Below are 18,259 nucleotides of genomic sequence, written 5' to 3' on the forward strand. Positions count from 1 at the left end.
AAAGCTAAAGCCAGCCTGTCAAGAAATAGCCAACTTTAGCGTGAAATTCCGATAAAAAAGGCGCCTAAAGGCGCCTTTTTACATGCGCAAGGGAATTAATCTTGCCCAGACGTCATGTTTAGCAAATCAGCTAAGTTTTGCTCAGCTTCGCTAGCACTGATGGTCGGAGCTTCAGTCACTGCTGACTGGCCACGAGCTTGGTTACGCTTAATGTGATAAGAATAACCGGTACCCGCAGGGATCAAACGGCCCACGATTACGTTTTCTTTCAGACCACGTAAGTCATCGCTCTTACCACCAACGGCAGCTTCAGTCAGTACGCGAGTCGTTTCTTGGAACGAGGCTGCTGAGATAAATGACTCAGTCGCCAACGATGCCTTGGTAATACCCAGCAATTCACGATCGAATTTCGCTGGCAATTTACCTTGAGCTTCCAATTCGCGGTTAGCGATTTTCACGCGCGCCACTTCGACTTGCTCACCTTCTAAGAACTCAGTGTCGCCAGCTTCGGTAATGATACACTTACGCAGCATCTGACGAATAATCACTTCGATGTGCTTATCGTTAATCTTTACGCCCTGCAGACGGTATACGTCCTGCACTTCGTTAACGATATAGTTGGCTACATGGTGGATACCACGCAAGCGTAAGATATCGTGAGCAGCCTCAGGGCCGTCAGCAATCACTTCGCCACGCTCAACTTTTTCACCTTCGAACACGTTCAGGTTACGCCACTTAGGGATCATCTCTTCATAAGCATCGCCGCCTTCGTTTGGTGTAATGACCAAACGACGCTTACCTTTGGTTTCTTTACCGAAACTAATGGTACCTGAGATCTCTGCCAAAATTGCAGGCTCTTTAGGTTTACGTGCTTCGAACAGATCCGCAACGCGTGGCAGACCACCGGTAATATCGCGAGTCTTAGACGATTCTTGTGGAATACGTGCTAACGCATCACCCACTCGAATTTGTGCGTTGTCTTGCAGGTTCACAATCGCATTACCAGGCAAGAAGTATTGCGCAGGAATGTCGGTACCAGGGATCATCAGATCCGTGCCATGCTCATCAACCAGACGGATCATTGGGCGCATTTCTTTACCCGCTGAGTTACGCTGACCTACGTCCAACACCACAATTGAAGACAAACCAGTCAGTTCGTCAGTTTGGGTGGTCATGGTCACGCCATCGATCATGTCCTGGAATTTTACATAACCCGCCACTTCAGTGATGATTGGGTGAGTATGTGGATCCCAGTTCGCGATGATTTCGCCTGAATTCACGTTAGAGTCGTCTAATTTCTCAAGCACGGTACCGTAAGGTACTTTATAGCGCTCTTTCTCACGACCCAGGTCATCGATGATGGCCAGCTCAGAAGAACGAGAAACGATAACCAGCTTACCTTCGCTGTTGGTCACGTGCTTAGCGTTGTGCAGCTTCAAACTACCAGTGTTCTTCACCTGAACGTTGTTTTCAGCAGACGCTCGAGATGCCGCACCACCGATGTGGAAGGTACGCATCGTTAACTGTGTACCTGGCTCACCGATTGACTGTGCCGCGATAACACCGATAGCTTCACCGTGGTTGATGATGTGGCCACGAGCCAAATCACGACCATAACAGTTAGCACAAACACCGAAGTCAGTATTACAGCTGATCACCGAACGGACGATCACTTCATCGACACTATGCTCTTCTAACTTGTCACACCATGCTTCATCCAGCAGCGTGTTACGAGGAGCCAGAACATCATTGGTACCTGGATAGAATACGTCAGTAGCAACCACACGACCCAGTACGCGTTCGCGTAATGGCTCAACCACATCACCACCTTCAATCAGCGGCTTCATGGTGAGACCTTCGTGAGTTCCACAATCGTCTTCAATCACAACCAAATCTTGAGCAACGTCTACCAGACGACGAGTCAGATAACCCGAGTTAGCAGTCTTCAATGCGGTATCGGCCAGACCTTTACGCGCACCGTGAGTAGAAATAAAGTACTGGAGTACGTTTAGACCTTCACGGAAGTTCGCCACAATTGGGGTTTCAATGATCGAACCATCTGGTTTCGCCATCAGACCACGCATACCCGCCAACTGACGGATCTGAGCAGCACTACCACGAGCGCCTGAGTCTGCCATCATAAAGATGCTGTTGAATGACTTCTGTCTTTCTTCAACGCCTTCACGATTGATCACAACTTCAGTCGACAAGTTCTCCATCATCGCCTTGGACACTTTTTCGTTAGTCCGGGCCCAGATATCGATAACCTTGTTATAACGCTCACCAGCAGTGACTAAACCAGATTGGAACTGTTCTTGAATTTCCAGTACTTCAGCTTCTGCGTCAGCCACTAATTCAATTTTCTCATCTGGAATAACCATGTCATTGATACCTACAGAGGCACCTGAAATGGTTGCAAAGTGGAAACCGGTATACATTAATTGGTCAGCAAAGATAACAGTATCTTTCAGACCTAATTGACGATAACAAGTGTTCAACAGCTTAGAGATCTGCTTTTTACCCATGTCTTGGTTAACTAAGTCGTATGACATGCCTTCAGGCAGGATCATTGACAATAGTGAACGACCAACAGTGGTATCTACAATGCGACGGCTCTGAGTGCGCTCACCATTCTCATCGATGTGAGTTTCAGTGATACGTACTTTAACGCGTGAATGCAGTTCAACCGCACCAACACGATACGCTTTTTCAGCTTCAGCAACAGACTCAAATGCCATGCCCTCACCTTTGCCGTTAACTTTTTCACGACTGGTGTAGTACAGGCCCAATACCACGTCCTGAGAAGGAACGATAATTGGTTCACCGTTAGCGGGTGACAGAATGTTGTTGGTCGACATCATCAACGCACGCGCTTCTAACTGGGCTTCTAGTGTTAGCGGGACGTGTACAGCCATTTGGTCACCGTCGAAGTCGGCGTTATATGCCGCACACACTAATGGGTGCAGTTGAATCGCTTTACCTTCGATCAGGACGGGTTCAAACGCCTGGATACCCAGACGGTGAAGTGTTGGTGCACGGTTCAGTAATACCGGATGTTCGCGGATGACTTCATCCAAAACATCCCAAACTTCACCGACTTCACGTTCAACCATCTTCTTAGCAGCCTTGATGGTAGTCGCTAAACCACGACCTTCCAGCTTGCCATAGATGAACGGCTTGAACAGTTCCAATGCCATTTTCTTCGGCAGACCACATTGATGCAGGCGCAAAGTTGGACCTACGGTAATTACCGAACGGCCTGAGTAGTCAACACGCTTACCGAGCAAGTTCTGACGGAAACGACCCTGCTTACCTTTGATCATATCGGCCAAAGATTTCAGTGGGCGTTTGTTAGAACCCGTGATGGCGCGACCGCGACGACCGTTATCCAACAGCGCATCAACAGATTCCTGCAACATACGCTTTTCGTTACGGACGATGATGTCTGGCGCAGCCAAATCCAACAGGCGCTTCAAACGGTTGTTACGGTTGATCACACGACGATATAAATCATTCAGATCTGAAGTCGCAAAACGACCGCCGTCCAGTGGCACCAAAGGACGTAAGTCAGGTGGCAGTACTGGCAGCACTTTCAAGATCATCCACTCAGGCTTATTGCCTGAAGTGTAGAAAGCTTCCATCAGCTTCAGACGCTTGGTGACTTTCTTGCGACGTGTTTCAGAGTTGATTGATGGCAGCTCTTCACGCATTTGCTCAATCTCTTTTTCGAGATCAATTGCGCGCAGTAATTCTAATACTGCTTCAGCACCCATCTTAGCTTCGAACTCATCACCGTACTCTTCTAATGCATCTAAGTAGGTTTCTTCAGTCAACATTTGACCGCGCTCAAGGCTGGTCATGCCGGCTTCGATAACTACGAAAGATTCGAAGTACAGTACACGCTCAATATCACGCAAGGTCATATCCAGCATCAAACCGATACGGGATGGCAGTGATTTCAAGAACCAAATATGAGCCACTGGGCTAGCCAGCTCAATGTGACCCATGCGCTCACGACGCACTTTAGTCTGTGTTACTTCAACGCCACACTTCTCACAGATCACTCCGCGATGCTTAAGGCGCTTGTATTTACCACACAAACATTCGTAATCTTTTACTGGACCAAAGATACGCGCACAGAACAAACCTTCACGCTCAGGCTTGAAAGTACGGTAGTTAATGGTTTCAGGCTTCTTAACTTCACCAAATGACCAAGAACGGATCAGATCAGGTGACGCAAGGCCAATCTTGATACCATTAAATTCTTCAGTCTTACTTTGCTGTTTCAGAAACTTTAATAAGTCTTTCACGTTTCTCTCCTGAAGGAGTTAAACCGGATGCCCCGCGAACGGGACACCAATTTCTGTTGCCAAACGAAGCGAGCTTCGCTTATTCCTGATCCAACTCGATATTAATACCGAGTGAACGGATCTCCTTCAGCAATACGTTGAAGGACTCAGGCATACCAGGTTGCATCTGATGGTTACCGTCGACGATGTTCTTATACATCTGGGTACGACCATTCACGTCATCTGATTTGACGGTAAGCATTTCCTGCAGCGTATAAGCAGCACCATACGCTTCCAGGGCCCACACTTCCATCTCACCGAAACGCTGACCACCGAACTGAGCTTTACCACCCAGCGGCTGCTGAGTAACCAAGCTATAAGAACCGGTAGAACGGGCATGCATCTTGTCGTCAACCAAGTGGTTCAGTTTCAGCATGTACATGTAACCTACGGTTACTTCACGCTCAAACTCATTACCGGTACGACCATCAAACAGTTTCAACTGACCAGAAGTTGGCAAGCCTGCCAATTCCAGCATCTGTTTGATTTCAGATTCTTTAGCACCGTCGAATGCAGGGGTAGCAACAGGCAAACCACCTTTCAGGTGCTTAGCCAGACGCAATACTTCTTCATCAGTAAAGGTGTCGATGTCTACACGTTGCTGAACATCGCCTAATTCATAGGCTTTCTTCAGGTAGCCGCGCAGCTCAGCCAATTCGCGTTGCTCTTCAAGCATCTCAGTAATGCGATTACCGATACCTTTAGCAGCAGCACCCAAGTGGACTTCCAATACCTGACCGATGTTCATACGCGATGGTACACCCAGTGGGTTCAGGACGATGTCTACAGGGTTACCCTTGTCATCGTATGGCATGTCTTCAATTGGACAAATCTTAGAGATAACACCCTTGTTACCGTGACGACCAGCCATCTTGTCACCAGGTTGAATGGTACGCTTAACCGCTAAGTAAACTTTAACGATTTTCAGTACACCTGGAGCCAGGTCATCGCCTTGGGTGATCTTACGACGCTTAAGATCAAACTTCTTATCGAAATCAGCTTTGAGCTCTTCATTCTGCTCAGCTAACTGCTCTAATTCAGTTTGTTTACCTTCGTCGTCAATAACTTGCAGCAACCATTCCTTACGAGGAATTTCAGCCAGCTTCGCTTCGCTATAACCCGCAGCCAGCAGCAAGTTACGTGCACGGCCCAGAACACCTTCTTCAAGGATCTTGAACTCTTCAGTCAAATCCTTGCGGGCTTGAGCGATGTGCATCTCTTCGATTTCAACAGCACGCTTGTCTTTTTCTACACCATCACGGGTAAATACTTGAACATCGATTACGGTACCTTTAACAGAGTTAGGTACACGTAAAGAACTGTCTTTAACGTCAGAGGCTTTTTCACCGAAGATTGCGCGCAATAACTTCTCTTCTGGCGTCAGTTGAGTTTCACCCTTAGGTGTCACTTTACCAACCAGAATATCGCCGCCTTTAACTTCAGCACCGATGTAAACGATACCTGACTCGTCCAGTTTAGACAGGGCAGATTCGCCGACGTTTGGAATATCAGCGGTGATTTCTTCGCTACCCAATTTAGTATCACGAGCAATACATGACAGCTCTTGAATATGGATAGTGGTAAAGCGATCTTCCTGAGCTACGCGCTCAGAGATTAAGATCGAATCCTCGAAGTTATAACCGTTCCAAGTCATGAATGCGATACGCATGTTCTGACCCAGAGCCAAATCACCCAAGTCGGTCGATGGACCGTCAGCCAGTACGTCGCCACGAACAATAGGATCACCTACTGAGCAGCAAGGACGTTGGTTGATACAGGTGTTTTGGTTTGAACGGGTATATTTGGTTAAGTTATAAATATCGATACCCGCTTCACCAGCGTGTAACTCTTCTTCGTTAACTTTAACCACGATACGGCTCGCATCGACATAATCGATAACACCACCACGCTTAGCAGCAACTACAACACCCGAGTCAACCGCTAACGCACGCTCAATACCAGTACCTACCAATGGCTTATCTGAACGCAGAGTCGGTACGGCCTGACGTTGCATGTTCGCACCCATCAAGGCGCGGTTAGCATCATCGTGCTCTAAGAATGGGATCAACGATGCCGCAACAGAAATAATCTGCTGTGGTGAAACGTCCATATATTGAATGTCAGCCGCGCGCATGAAGGTGGCATCACCCTTATGACGACAAGCCACTTGCTCTTCAATAATACGACCTTCGCTGTCTAATGTGATGTTTGCCTGAGCAACCACATAACGACCTTCTTCGATCGCAGACAGGTACTCAACTTCATCGGTTACAACGCCGTCGATTACTTTACGATATGGTGTTTCCAAGAAACCGTAAGAGTTAGTGCGGGCGAAGGTAGCCAGAGAGTTGATCAAACCAATGTTTGGACCTTCTGGAGTTTCAATAGGACATAAACGACCATAATGAGTTGGGTGTACGTCGCGGACTTCGAAGCCAGCACGTTCACGTGTCAAACCACCAGGACCCAGTGCAGAAATACGACGCTTGTGCGTCACTTCTGATAACGGGTTGTTTTGATCCATAAACTGTGACAGCTGTGAAGAACCGAAGAATTCTTTCACTGCCGCAGAAATTGGCTTAGCGTTGATCAGATCTTGAGGCATTAACTCGTTCAGATCGCCCAAAGACAGACGTTCACGAACAGCACGCTCAACACGGACTAAACCAACACGGAATTGGTTTTCAGCCATTTCACCAACACTACGAATACGACGGTTGCCCAAGTGGTCAATATCATCGACTTCGTCGTTGCCGTTACGGATTTCGATGATTTTCTTCATCACAGCAACGATGTCATCGTTGCTTAGAACACCAGAACCTTGGTCTTCTTCGATTTCTAAACGACGGTTGAACTTCATACGACCTACTTTCGACAGGTCATAACGCTCTTCGCTGAAGAACAAGTTCTGGAACAGGGCTTCAGCCGCGTCCTTGGTTGGTGGCTCGCCTGGGCGCATCATACGGTAGATTTCAACTAAGGCTTCTAAGCGGTTAGTTGTTGAATCAATACGCAGAGTGTCAGAAATATAAGCACCATTATCAAGCTCGTTGATATACAGGGTGCTGATTTCTTTGATGCCTGCCAGAGACAGTTGCGCCAAATCTTCCAGGCTCAGTTCGTTATTGGCGCTAACCAATACTTCTCCGGTATCTGGATCGATATAATCTTGGGCAGCAACTTTACCAATAATGTACTCAACTGGCACTTCCAGTTCAGTGGTATTGGTTTTTTCTAACTGACGAATATGGCGTGCAGTAATACGGCGGCCGGCTTCAACTAACAAAGTTCCTTCAGAATCTTTGATATCAAAGCTGGCAGTTTCACCACGCAGACGATCAGGACACAGACTCATCACTAATGAGTCTTTCTTCAGGCGGAATTCAACACGGTCGAAGAAGGTGTCTAAGATTTCTTGAGTGCTGAAATCTAAAGCGCGTAAGATAATGGTCGCAGGTAGCTTACGACGACGGTCGATACGTACGAATAATGCATCTTTAGGATCGAATTCAAAATCCAACCATGAACCGCGGTAAGGAATGATACGCGCATTATATAAAACTTTACCTGATGAATGCGTCTTGCCACGATCGTGGTCAAAGAACACACCAGGGCTACGGTGCAACTGAGATACAATTACACGCTCAGTACCGTTGATAACAAAGGTACCGTTGTCAGTCATCAGAGGAATATCCCCCATGTAGACTTCTTGCTCTTTAATATCTTTTACAGTGCCAGGCGCTGCTTCACGGTCATACAGAACCATACGCAATTTAACGCGTAATGGCGCGGAATAAGTAACACCGCGAATTTGACACTCTTTCACATCAAAGACAGGCTCGCCTAGCTTGTAGCTAACATACTGCAGCTCAGAATTGCCAGAAAAGCTCTTGATGGGAAAAACGCTACGGAAAGCGGCTTCAAGACCACGCTCACCAGTAGGATCTTGATCGGTGAATTTCTTGAAAGAGTCTAACTGAATAGACAACAGGTAAGGGATATCCAAAACCTTTGGACGCTTACCAAAGTCTTTACGAATACGCTTCTTTTCAGAATAGGAGTAAACCATGGGTTTCCTCTGCTTGCGAGATGTGACCAAGACTGACCCAACACTCATGTGTTAACTCAGCACGTTTGCCCATCACCGTTGATGGCAAGAACCTAACCAGTAATCTCTGCTAGGGACTGCATAACAATCCGGCGACACACGGTGAAAAAATCGCCAGCGCTTATAGCGCAAAAAAGGCCGACGGTTAAAAAACCGCCAGCCTCACTCAAATTACTTTGAGTGGCAGTAAACTAATATAGCTTACTTGATCTCTACAGAAGCACCAGCTTCTTCAAGTTCTTTCTTCAGAGCTTCAGCTTCTTCTTTAGAAACAGCTTCTTTAACTGCTACTGGAGCAGCTTCAGCCATAGCTTTAGCTTCTTTCAGACCCAGACCGGTAGCGCCACGAACTGCTTTAATAACAGCTACTTTGTTTGCACCGTGTGAAGTCATGACTACGTCGAACTCGGTTTGCTCTTCAGCAGCAGCACCGGCATCAGCACCGCCAGCTACAACAGCAGCAGCAGCAGATACACCGAACTTCTCTTCCATAGCTTCGATCAGTTCAACAACTTCCATTACAGACATAGCTGCAAAGGCTTCTAAGATTTGGTCTTTAGTGATAGACATAAGAAATATTTCCTATTGTTCTGAATTCAATTAGTTCAAGCAGCCAGCTTAAAATTAAGCGGCTTCTTTTTGATCGCGCAGAGCGGCCAGAGTACGAACGAACTTGCCAGCAGATGCTTCTTTCATAGTCATCATCAACTGAGCCAGTGCTTCTTCGTAAGTTGGCAGTTTTGCTAAACGATCAATTTCAGCTGCAGGGATAAAGTTCCCTTCAAAAGCTGCGCCTTTAACTTCGAAGTTAGCTTGCTCTTTAGCAAAGTCTTTTAACAGACGAGCTGCAGCACCTGGGTGCTCAGTAGAGAAAGCAATCAAAGTTGGGCCAGTAAACACTTCGCTCAGGCACTCATAAGAGGTACCTTCAACTGCACGACGCGCCAGAGTGTTACGTACAACTTTCACGTATACACCGTTAGCACGGGCAGCTTTACGCAGAGTGGTCATGGCTCCTACAGTTACACCGCGAGAATCGGCAACAACTGCAGAAAGCGCACCTTTGGCAGCTTCGTTGACTTCAGCAACAATCGCTTTTTTGTCTTCGAGTCTTAATGCCATTGGCTATACTCCTGGATTCTACCTGGGTTATCCCCAGTATTTACCTATTAGCAACGTATGTTGCTAATGACTTACGGCGCAGATGATCCAGCAGATAAAAATCTAAACTGGGGCCTGACACCGTCTACGCAGGAAATTAAGTGTATCTTGTGATATACACCTGCGGTCTTGGACGGAAACCTGTTAAAAACAGGCTTCAACCCACCAAAGTGCGCGCATTATAGACTAACGCACGCACTTTGTAAATTAGTTAGCAGCGTCCAGAGAAGCCTGGTCAACAGCTACACCTGCACCCATAGTGGTGGAGATGGTTACTTTCTTAACGTAAACGCCTTTAGCAGCAGCTGGCTTGGCTTTTTTCAAAGCAGACAGCAGAGCTTCCAGGTTTTCTTTAAGTTGAGCGGTTTCGAAGTCCACTTTACCGATAGTAGTGTGGATGATACCGTTCTTGTCGTTGCGGTAACGAACTTGACCAGCTTTGGCATTCTTAACGGCTTCAGCAACGTTAGGAGTAACAGTACCAGTCTTAGGGTTAGGCATCAGACCGCGTGGGCCTAAGATTTGACCTAACATACCAACAACGCGCATAGCATCTGGAGATGCGATAACTACGTCGAAGTTCATTTCACCGGCTTTAACTTGCTCAGCCAGCTCTTCCATACCTACCAGTTCAGCGCCAGCAGCTTTAGCCGCTTCAGCGTTTGCACCTTGGGTGAACACAGCAACACGTACGTCACGACCAGTACCGTGTGGCAGTACAGTAGCACCACGAACGTTTTGATCTGATTTACGTGGGTCTACGCCCAGGTTAACTGCAACGTCAACACTTTCCAAAAACTTGGCAGTAGCCAGTTCTTTCAACAAAGCAACAGCTTCGTTGATGTCATAGCTCTTGGTTCCGTCTACTTTTTCGCGAATTACGCGCATGCGTTTAGTCAGCTTTGCCATTGTCTTAGTCCTCTACTACCAAACCCATTGAACGTGCAGTACCTTCGATTGAGCGAGTCATCGCTTCAACGTCAGCACCAGTCATATCAGCAGCTTTCAATTCAGCGATTTCCTGAACGGCAGCGCGCTTGATGGTAGCAACTTTCTGAGTGTTTGGACGGCTTGAACCAGACTTCAGGCCAGCAGCTTTCAACAACAAGAAAGATGCAGGAGGCGTCTTAGTTTCAAAAGTGAATGAACGGTCGCTGTATACAGTGATAACAACTGGAACAGGCATGCCTTTTTCCATTTTTTCTGTACGGGCGTTAAACGCTTTACAGAATTCCATGATGTTAACACCTTTCTGACCCAGAGCTGGACCAACTGGTGGCGAAGGATTCGCAGAACCAGATTTTACTTGCAGCTTAATATAAGCTTCAATTTTCTTTGCCATGTGACATTTCCTCTATTTGGGTTCAAACGCTAATTGACGACATGCCAACGAGCTCCCCCGAAAACAACGGGAGCGGATTATATAGAAATCCCCTCCCATTGCCAAACGGATTTTGTGTTTTATTTAATCAGCTTTTTTCAACCTGACCAAAATCAAGCTCAACCGGTGTTGAACGGCCGAAGATCATAACAGAGACCTTAACGCGACTCTTCTCATAATCTACCTCTTCAACGGTACCGTTGAAGTCAGCAAATGGACCTTCAGCAACACGCACAACTTCACCCGGCTCAAAAATAACGCGATGAGTTGGTGACTCAGTGGTTTCTTCTAAGCGACGTAAAATCGCATCAGCTTCTTTATCAGAAATAGGCGCGGGGCGATCAGAGGTGCCACCGATAAAGCCCATTACGCGTGGAATGCTCTTCACTAAGTGCCAGCTTTCGTCATTCATTTCCATCTGAACTAATACATAGCCAGGGAAGAATTTTCGTTCACTTTTACGACGTTGACCAGCGCGCATTTCGACCACTTCTTCAGTAGGTACTAATACCTCACCAAAGTAGCGCTCCATCTCGTGCATTTTGATATGTTCAATTAATGATTTACAGACACGGCCTTCATAGCCAGAGAATGCCTGCACTACATACCATCTTTTTTTCGCTTCTTTAGCTTCAGTCATCTAGGGTGCCTATACGCCAGTGATAAAGTTTACAATTCGCAGCAAAACGGCGTCCAGGCCCCACAAAATTAATGCCAAAACACCGGTGGCAGCCAATACGATAAAAGTCGTATTAAGCGCTTCTTGACGTGTTGGCCAAATAACCTTGCGCACTTCAATTTGCGACTCTCGGGCAAAAGCTAATGCCATTTTTCCTTTCGCAGTCTGCAAAGCAATTACGCCTGCGGCTGCAAAGGCTGCAACAACAGCCAAAGCACGAACCAGAACGCTGGCTTCGCTATAATACTGGTTGCCGATCACAGCAGCTGCCAGTAACAGGATGACTACACCCCATTTCACCATATCCAGAGAATTACCCTGTTCTTCAGTATTCGTTGTCATCGGTTAAGTCCGTTATTCGCTTGGAACTGTGCTTGTTTAGTGAATGCCAGTATCCGGCATTACACACAAGAGCATCCCGGATAGTTCTACTTGCCCAACTAACTGCCCAATCTAAAACAGTTAAAGGGTTAAAAATCGGCCATAGATTGTATTCTTAATCAGCCAAGTTCGCAAGGTTGTACAAGCCTGTAGTCATGCCAAAAATCCAAGAAACTGCAAAAATATGACGACAGCTTAGCTGAGGGCCCCTCTTTGATGAGGATTTACACAGCGATGATTATTTGGAATAACAAAAAAGGAGGCCTAAGCCTCCTTTTCTTTAGCGTCTAGCTAACCTCGCAATTAAGCGATGATTTTAGCTACAACACCAGCACCTACGGTACGGCCACCTTCACGAATAGCGAAGCGTAAACCTTCGTCCATCGCGATTGGGCAAATCAGGGTAACAACCATCTTGATGTTGTCGCCTGGCATTACCATTTCTACGCCTTCTGGCAGTTCGATGGTACCGGTTACGTCAGTTGTACGGAAGTAGAACTGTGGACGGTAGCCTTTGAAGAATGGAGTGTGACGTCCACCTTCATCTTTAGACAGTACGTATACTTCTGATTCGAAAGTAGTGTGTGGGTTGATTGAGCCTGGCTTGGCCAGTACTTGACCACGTTCTACGTCATCACGCTTAGTACCACGTAACAGAACACCACAGTTCTCACCTGCACGACCTTCGTCAAGCAGCTTACGGAACATTTCTACGCCAGTACAAGTAGTCTTGGTGGTGTCACGAACACCAACGATTTCTACTTCGTCACCAACTTTAACGATACCACGCTCTACACGACCAGTTACTACTGTACCACGGCCTGAGATTGAGAATACGTCTTCGATTGGCAGCAGGAATGGCTTATCGATGTCACGCTCTGGCTCTGGAATATAAGTATCCAGCGCTTCTGCCAGTTCAATGATCTTCGCTTCCCACTCTGGCTCGCCTTCCAGTGCTTTCAGAGCTGAACCCTGAATTACTGGTAAGTCATCACCTGGGAAATCGTATTCAGACAGCAGTTCACGAACTTCCATCTCTACCAGTTCCAGCAGCTCTTCGTCATCTACCATGTCACACTTGTTCATGAACACGATGATGAAAGGTACACCTACCTGACGAGAAAGCAGGATGTGCTCACGAGTCTGTGGCATTGGGCCGTCAGTAGAAGCTACTACCAGGATCGCGCCGTCCATCTGAGCAGCACCAGTGATCATGTTTTTAACATAATCGGCGTGGCCTGGACAGTCTACGTGTGCGTAGTGGCGACTTGGAGTATCGTATTCGATGTGAGAGGTATTAATGGTAATACCGCGCTCACGCTCTTCTGGAGCGTTATCGATCTGTGCGAAGTCACGAGCTTCACCACCGTAAGTCTTAGACAGTACGTGAGAGATCGCCGCAGTCAGAGTGGTTTTACCATGGTCAACGTGACCGATGGTGCCCACGTTAACATGGGGTTTGTTACGTTCAAATTTAGCTTTAGCCATGGTATTGCCTCAATCCAAGATTCTTGGTGATGAAAACTGCACATGTGAAAAAATTCGATGCATATTATTAGCATCGAATCGTTTTTTTAGTATCGGGAAGCTTGAATGATGGTGCTGATACCCAGAATCGAACTGGGGACCTCATCCTTACCAAGGATGCGCTCTACCGACTGAGCCATATCAGCAACAAATTTGGAGCGGGCAGCGGGAATCGAACCCGCGTTATCAGCTTGGAAGGCTGGAGTAATACCATTATACGATGCCCGCGCAACCTAATCAGGCTACCTAATACTTGGAATATGGTGGAGGGAGAAGGATTCGAACCTTCGAAGGCTGAGCCGTCAGATTTACAGTCTGATCCCTTTGGCCACTCGGGAACCCCTCCAGTAAAATGGTGCCGGCACCAAGAGTCGAACTCGGGACCTACTGATTACAAGTCAGTTGCTCTACCAACTGAGCTATGCCGGCGTGTCATTTCGGTAGCGGATATTAGGTAAATGTTCGCCTGAGTGCAATAGAAAAATGTGATTTTAATGAAAAAAAGTGTCAAGCGCTGCTTTTTTACACCAAAACCCGCTAATTAGGTTAGTTTTCAAACTAACGATTTAGGTTGATAACAATTGTTGTCGACAACTGCCTCAATGGTGTACTGTGCAGGGCTTAATAGAGGAACTCGAATGCCAGTACAAAATAGCACCCAAGCCGCCTTGTATATGCCTTTTTCACGCCACCAGTGGGCCGAGCTACGTAATGCAGTACCTTTAACGTTATCTGAGCAAGATATTGTTGATTTACAAGGACTCAACGAGGACTTATCACTCCAAGAAGTGACCGATATATACTTACCTCTAAGCCGCTTATTAAATTTGATTATTGGTGCTAAACAGCAACGTGGACAAGTGGTGCAAAAGTTTTTAGATCAGCACACACCACCCAGTCCATATGTGATTAGTATCGCGGGTAGCGTTGCTGTAGGCAAAAGCACCACAGCAAGGATACTACAGGCGCTATTACAGCGTTGGCCAGAGCACCCGCGAGTGGATCTCGTGACCACTGATGGCTTCTTGTACCCGCTGGCAACACTTAAACGTAAAGGGTTATTACAGCGCAAAGGGTTCCCAGAAAGTTATGATACCAAATTACTTATTGATTTTATTGCTGCCATAAAATCAGGCCAAAGAAATGTACCTGCGCCTATCTATTCCCACATCACTTATGACAGATTAGCGGAACAACAAATCGTCGATCAGCCTGACATCCTCATCCTTGAAGGGCTCAACGTATTACAAACGGGTCTCGATGCTCCAGTCGATACAAAAAGACCATTTGTATCTGATTTTGTTGACTTTTCTGTATATGTGGACGCCGATGAGCGCCTGTTGAAGAAGTGGTATATTGATCGTTTTCTGCGATTTAGAAGCGGCGCCTTTTGCGATAAACGTTCGTTCTTTCATCACTACGCTAGCTTAAATGATCAACAAGCAAATGAGACCGCCGCTAATATTTGGGACACCATTAACGGCCCGAATTTACGCCAGAATATTTTGCCGACCAGAGAACGTGCCCACCTTATTTTACGTAAAGGTAGGCAACATCAGATGGATCAAGTCTTACTTCGTAAATGAGGCTCTCAGGCTAATTTCACCACCGATAAAACTCTGTTTACCTTTGTCGGTGGTTAGCACAACTCCTCCCTGTTCATCGATCCCCTGATACACCCCCGACACACTGCTATCACCCAATAAAATATTGACACTTTTATCCATAAATATGTCTGATTTTTTCCAACGATCGATAAACGCGGTTAAGCCTTGCTGTTCAAAGACCGTCAAATCTTGGCTCAATTGTTTTTGTAAACCAACAATTAGACGATTCTTATCTAACACTGGCACTATATCGGATAGATCTGACCACGGTTGGTCTATATGAGCACCTATTTGTTGTGGCATAAATAGATTAATTCCAATCCCAATGGCTAAATGGCATCCGCCGTCGGCCTGGCCTTGCAACTCCACTAAAATTCCAGACAATTTTTTGCCGTCAAGATAGACATCATTCGGCCACTTTAGCCCTAAGCCAGTAACGCCCAAACGCTCTAAGACGGTGACTACGCTACAACCAACGATTAAACTGAGGCCCATTAATTGCGCCATATTGCCCGCGGTTTGCCAATATTGAGTAAAATAGAGATGACTGCCATAGGGAGAAAGCCAAGCCTTACCACGGCGGCCACGGCCTCCTGATTGGCATTCAGCGACGCAAATATCCCCTCGTTCAAGCTCATTGACATGCTGGAGCACAAATCCGTTGGTTGAATCGATTTGATTAAAATAAAAACAACGATTTTTGATCCCAAATTTGAGCGTATCTTCATTAGCCAATCGCACCGGACTGGCTAATTTATAACCTTTACTTTTAACGCTATAAATGGCAACGCCAAGCTCAATTAAGCCTTCTATATGCTTATTAATCGCCGTCCGGCTAACGCCTAACTCTTGCGCTAACCACTCCCCAGAGACAAACTTCTCAGAGCCTAATAGGGTGAGAATTTCTCGTTTACGATGCCAATGATCTACCATATGCTTGCAATCACTCCGTGATTAGCGACCAGTCGTGGTTCGATCTCTAAACGAACCCCAAATTTATCTTCTACTGTTAATATTACATGCTTAGCTAGGGCAGCAATATCCTCTCCGCTTGCCCCGCCCAAATTCACGATCACTAATGCTTGTTTTTTGTGGATACCGGCAGCCCCTAAACGGGTGCCTTTTAACCCAGCGTGCTCTATTAGCCAGCCCGCGGCTAATTTAACTCGACCATCATCTAAGGCATAACCCACAATAGATGAAAATTGGCGCGCCAATTCATGATAGACAGCGGCCTCAACAATAGGGTTTTTAAAGAAGCTACCAGCATTGCCCAACTCTTTCGGATCCGGTAATTTACTGCTGCGCACTTGGCACACACAGTCAAAGATTTGCTCAGCCTCAACCTGGGCGGTATCAAAGGCTTGTAATGGACCATAGTCGAGCACAGGTTGCCAACGTTTCTCAAGCTTAATGCCGACGCTAATGATAATAGCCTTATTATCTAATTCTTGTTTGAAGATAGAATCACGATAATCAAACTGACACTGCTCCGCGCTCAGTTTAATCAGTTGCCCGCTGTCTAAATCAAGGTATTCAACCCATTCGCAAACATCACAAAACTCTTTGCCATAGGCACCAATATTCTGAATAGGAGCAGCGCCAACTGTCCCCGGAATTAAGGCTAGATTTTCTAATCCAGGCATTTTCACGTCTAAGGTATGCTTAACTAACTCATGCCAGTTAACACCCGCTGCAACCGTTAAATGGTAGGCTTCAACTGTTTCTAACACCTCAATCCCTTGAGTCTCAATCTTTATTACCGTCCCAAGAAAGTCTTGCAGTAAAACTAGATTACTCCCGCCACCAATGACTAATAGAGGGCTTTGTTGTTGATAGCACGCAAGAGCCATATGAATCAACTGTTGACGTGTGTGAGCGACCTTAAGCTCACGACAGGACTGCTCAATCGCAAAGGTGTTATAAGGTTTTAATGAGGTATTAGACATGATTGGCATCGAATCGAAATAATAGCGACATTGTAGCAGTCTAGTCGATTAAATTGGCATAGATTCATGCACAAACCAGCGGCTCTCGCCCCGAGACTAAAAATGTAAACGACGAACTAACTCACCCGCTGGAGTGAGTGGTAATGCCCCACATCAAGCCGAACTCACCTAACGTGTCGTTAGGCATCTGGTTGCAAGCCCGCAAAATTCATCATAGTTAGATGAACAAACAGCGAGTATGTTAGCAATTTAAAACCGCACATATGCACAGTTAGCTTAACGGAATATGGACAAACCTATCGGTCGCTTTCAATCGATTATTGAACCACATAGGTTTTGATGGAATGCTTCACGCTTCCCCACTCTCCAAACAACTGGCAATTTAAGTTCAAAAAGCGGTTATCAACCCACCAATTAAAACGCTCCTTAAAATCCTAGGTACACTCCTTGAGAGCGCAGCGATACCTGCGATCAGGAGCAGCAAGATTAGGCCAGACAAGGGAACAGACCTCCAACAATACGGTAGCAGCAATTTACACAGGCCTTTCTAAGCGGCCCGCTATTCGACCGTACAGGCATCGACCAAACTATTGGGGTTTAGAGGACAAATACACAGGCAATGCGCACCACATAACACAGTTCTCACCGTTCGCGGATATAACATCGCATGCTGACGTTATAATGGAAGGTGCCGGTAGGCACCAATGACATCGCGGCGAGGTCAAAAAATTACAATCATCAAATTATCAAATTATCACCTAATTCACCAGTGTAACCCTCCCTTAAAATCAGAATGTTTTAAATAGAGTTTTCCATTTACACTAAACCAAATGGAGAATCACATGAAAAAGACACGTTTTACTGAAAGCCAAATTATCAACATCCTCAAAGAAGGCGAGTCTGGTGCACAGACTGTGCCTGAGTTATGTCGCAAACATAATGTAGGTCAAAGTACCTATTACAAATGGAAATCTAAGTACGGTGGGATGCCAGGGCGGGATCGCACTTTGTTAACAAATATGATCTAATTGTGCCAAACCCTCAGCAGCACAGTCATTTTGAACCTTATTGAACACTTATCTGTTGTAGAAGATACTCGCTCGGACATCAACCAAAA

13 protein-coding genes and 4 tRNA genes are annotated in these 18,259 nt (G+C 46.3%); 2 read left to right on the forward strand and 15 right to left on the reverse strand.

Annotated elements, in window-relative coordinates; all coding sequences use genetic code 11:
* Nucleotides 1–95: 95 nt before the first annotated feature.
* From rpoC to KU855_RS12420, 13 genes are all read right to left on the reverse strand, one after another.
* Entirely contained in the window at nucleotides 96–4,310 is a 4,215-nt protein-coding gene (rpoC, locus tag KU855_RS12360; protein WP_218530587.1) for a DNA-directed RNA polymerase subunit beta', read from the reverse strand.
* Between the two features lie 79 nt (nucleotides 4,311–4,389).
* Nucleotides 4,390–8,418 (reverse strand): DNA-directed RNA polymerase subunit beta, encoded by a 4,029-nt coding sequence (gene rpoB, locus KU855_RS12365; protein WP_218530588.1) that lies wholly within the window; start codon nucleotides 8,416–8,418, stop codon nucleotides 4,390–4,392.
* A 240-nt stretch (nucleotides 8,419–8,658) separates the two neighbouring features.
* Nucleotides 8,659–9,027 (reverse strand): 50S ribosomal protein L7/L12, encoded by a 369-nt coding sequence (gene rplL, locus KU855_RS12370; protein WP_218530589.1) that lies wholly within the window; start codon nucleotides 9,025–9,027, stop codon nucleotides 8,659–8,661.
* 54 nt (nucleotides 9,028–9,081) lie between these two features.
* On the reverse strand, nucleotides 9,082–9,579 hold the full coding sequence (gene rplJ / locus KU855_RS12375) for a 50S ribosomal protein L10 (RefSeq protein WP_218530590.1): 498 nt from the start codon (nucleotides 9,577–9,579) through the stop codon (nucleotides 9,082–9,084).
* A gap of 246 nt (nucleotides 9,580–9,825) precedes the next feature.
* On the reverse strand, nucleotides 9,826–10,527 hold the full coding sequence (gene rplA / locus KU855_RS12380) for a 50S ribosomal protein L1 (protein ID WP_218530591.1): 702 nt from the start codon (nucleotides 10,525–10,527) through the stop codon (nucleotides 9,826–9,828).
* 4 nt (nucleotides 10,528–10,531) lie between these two features.
* Nucleotides 10,532–10,960: a 50S ribosomal protein L11 gene (gene rplK / locus KU855_RS12385; protein ID WP_218530592.1), complete on the reverse strand. Its 429-nt coding sequence runs from the start codon at nucleotides 10,958–10,960 to the stop codon at nucleotides 10,532–10,534.
* 127 nt (nucleotides 10,961–11,087) lie between these two features.
* Entirely contained in the window at nucleotides 11,088–11,639 is a 552-nt protein-coding gene (gene nusG / locus KU855_RS12390; protein WP_218530593.1) for a transcription termination/antitermination protein NusG, read from the reverse strand.
* Nucleotides 11,640–11,648: 9 nt separating this feature from the next.
* Complete coding sequence (gene secE / locus KU855_RS12395) at nucleotides 11,649–12,020, reverse strand: preprotein translocase subunit SecE (protein WP_218530594.1); 372 nt, start codon at nucleotides 12,018–12,020, stop codon at nucleotides 11,649–11,651.
* A gap of 342 nt (nucleotides 12,021–12,362) precedes the next feature.
* Nucleotides 12,363–13,547 carry an elongation factor Tu gene (tuf, locus tag KU855_RS12400; RefSeq protein WP_218530584.1) on the reverse strand — a complete coding sequence of 395 codons (1,185 nt, stop codon included), beginning with the start codon at nucleotides 13,545–13,547 and terminating at the stop codon, nucleotides 12,363–12,365.
* A 109-nt stretch (nucleotides 13,548–13,656) separates the two neighbouring features.
* Nucleotides 13,657–13,732, reverse strand: a tRNA-Thr gene (locus tag KU855_RS12405).
* Nucleotides 13,733–13,740: 8 nt separating this feature from the next.
* Nucleotides 13,741–13,814 (reverse strand) — tRNA-Gly (locus tag KU855_RS12410).
* A 33-nt stretch (nucleotides 13,815–13,847) separates the two neighbouring features.
* Nucleotides 13,848–13,932: transfer RNA gene (locus tag KU855_RS12415), tRNA-Tyr, on the reverse strand.
* 7 nt (nucleotides 13,933–13,939) lie between these two features.
* A tRNA-Thr gene (locus KU855_RS12420) sits at nucleotides 13,940–14,015 on the reverse strand.
* Nucleotides 14,016–14,224: 209 nt separating this feature from the next.
* Here KU855_RS12420 and coaA point away from each other — a divergent pair.
* A complete protein-coding gene (gene coaA, locus KU855_RS12425; RefSeq protein WP_218530595.1) occupies nucleotides 14,225–15,172 on the forward strand; it encodes a type I pantothenate kinase in 948 nt (315 codons plus the stop codon).
* Here coaA and birA read toward each other — a convergent pair.
* Complete coding sequence (gene birA / locus KU855_RS12430) at nucleotides 15,158–16,126, reverse strand: bifunctional biotin--[acetyl-CoA-carboxylase] ligase/biotin operon repressor BirA (RefSeq protein ID WP_218530596.1); 969 nt, start codon at nucleotides 16,124–16,126, stop codon at nucleotides 15,158–15,160. The two genes, coaA and birA, sit on opposite strands and share 15 nt — an antisense overlap.
* On the reverse strand, nucleotides 16,120–17,142 hold the full coding sequence (gene murB, locus KU855_RS12435; protein ID WP_218530597.1) for a UDP-N-acetylmuramate dehydrogenase: 1,023 nt from the start codon (nucleotides 17,140–17,142) through the stop codon (nucleotides 16,120–16,122). The genes birA and murB overlap by 7 nt, the downstream gene beginning before the upstream one ends.
* Nucleotides 17,143–17,984: 842 nt before the next feature.
* On the opposite strand from murB, the gene KU855_RS12440 reads away from it, so the two are divergent.
* Entirely contained in the window at nucleotides 17,985–18,170 is a 186-nt protein-coding gene (locus KU855_RS12440) for a transposase (RefSeq protein ID WP_218530598.1), read from the forward strand.
* Nucleotides 18,171–18,259: the final 89 nt, after the last annotated feature.

Source organism: Shewanella sp. NIFS-20-20, from assembly GCF_019209865.1.
Lineage (GTDB): Bacteria > Pseudomonadota > Gammaproteobacteria > Enterobacterales > Shewanellaceae > Shewanella.

Excerpts from the sequence above, each read along its gene's own strand:
- rplK (WP_218530592.1), bottom strand. The coding sequence starts at position 10,960 with ATGGCAAAGAAAATTGAAGCTTATATTAAGCTGCAAGTAAAATCTGGT.
- rplL (WP_218530589.1), bottom strand. The coding sequence starts at position 9,027 with ATGTCTATCACTAAAGACCAAATCTTAGAAGCCTTTGCAGCTATGTCT.
- nusG (WP_218530593.1), bottom strand. The coding sequence starts at position 11,639 with ATGACTGAAGCTAAAGAAGCGAAAAAAAGATGGTATGTAGTGCAGGCA.
- tuf (WP_218530584.1), bottom strand. The coding sequence starts at position 13,547 with ATGGCTAAAGCTAAATTTGAACGTAACAAACCCCATGTTAACGTGGGC.
- rpoB (WP_218530588.1), bottom strand. The coding sequence starts at position 8,418 with ATGGTTTACTCCTATTCTGAAAAGAAGCGTATTCGTAAAGACTTTGGT.
- rplA (WP_218530591.1), bottom strand. The coding sequence starts at position 10,527 with ATGGCAAAGCTGACTAAACGCATGCGCGTAATTCGCGAAAAAGTAGAC.
- coaA (WP_218530595.1), top strand. The coding sequence starts at position 14,225 with ATGCCAGTACAAAATAGCACCCAAGCCGCCTTGTATATGCCTTTTTCA.
- rplJ (WP_218530590.1), bottom strand. The coding sequence starts at position 9,579 with ATGGCATTAAGACTCGAAGACAAAAAAGCGATTGTTGCTGAAGTCAAC.
- KU855_RS12440 (WP_218530598.1), top strand. The coding sequence starts at position 17,985 with ATGAAAAAGACACGTTTTACTGAAAGCCAAATTATCAACATCCTCAAA.
- murB (WP_218530597.1), bottom strand. The coding sequence starts at position 17,142 with ATGTCTAATACCTCATTAAAACCTTATAACACCTTTGCGATTGAGCAG.
- birA (WP_218530596.1), bottom strand. The coding sequence starts at position 16,126 with ATGGTAGATCATTGGCATCGTAAACGAGAAATTCTCACCCTATTAGGC.
- secE (WP_218530594.1), bottom strand. The coding sequence starts at position 12,020 with ATGACAACGAATACTGAAGAACAGGGTAATTCTCTGGATATGGTGAAA.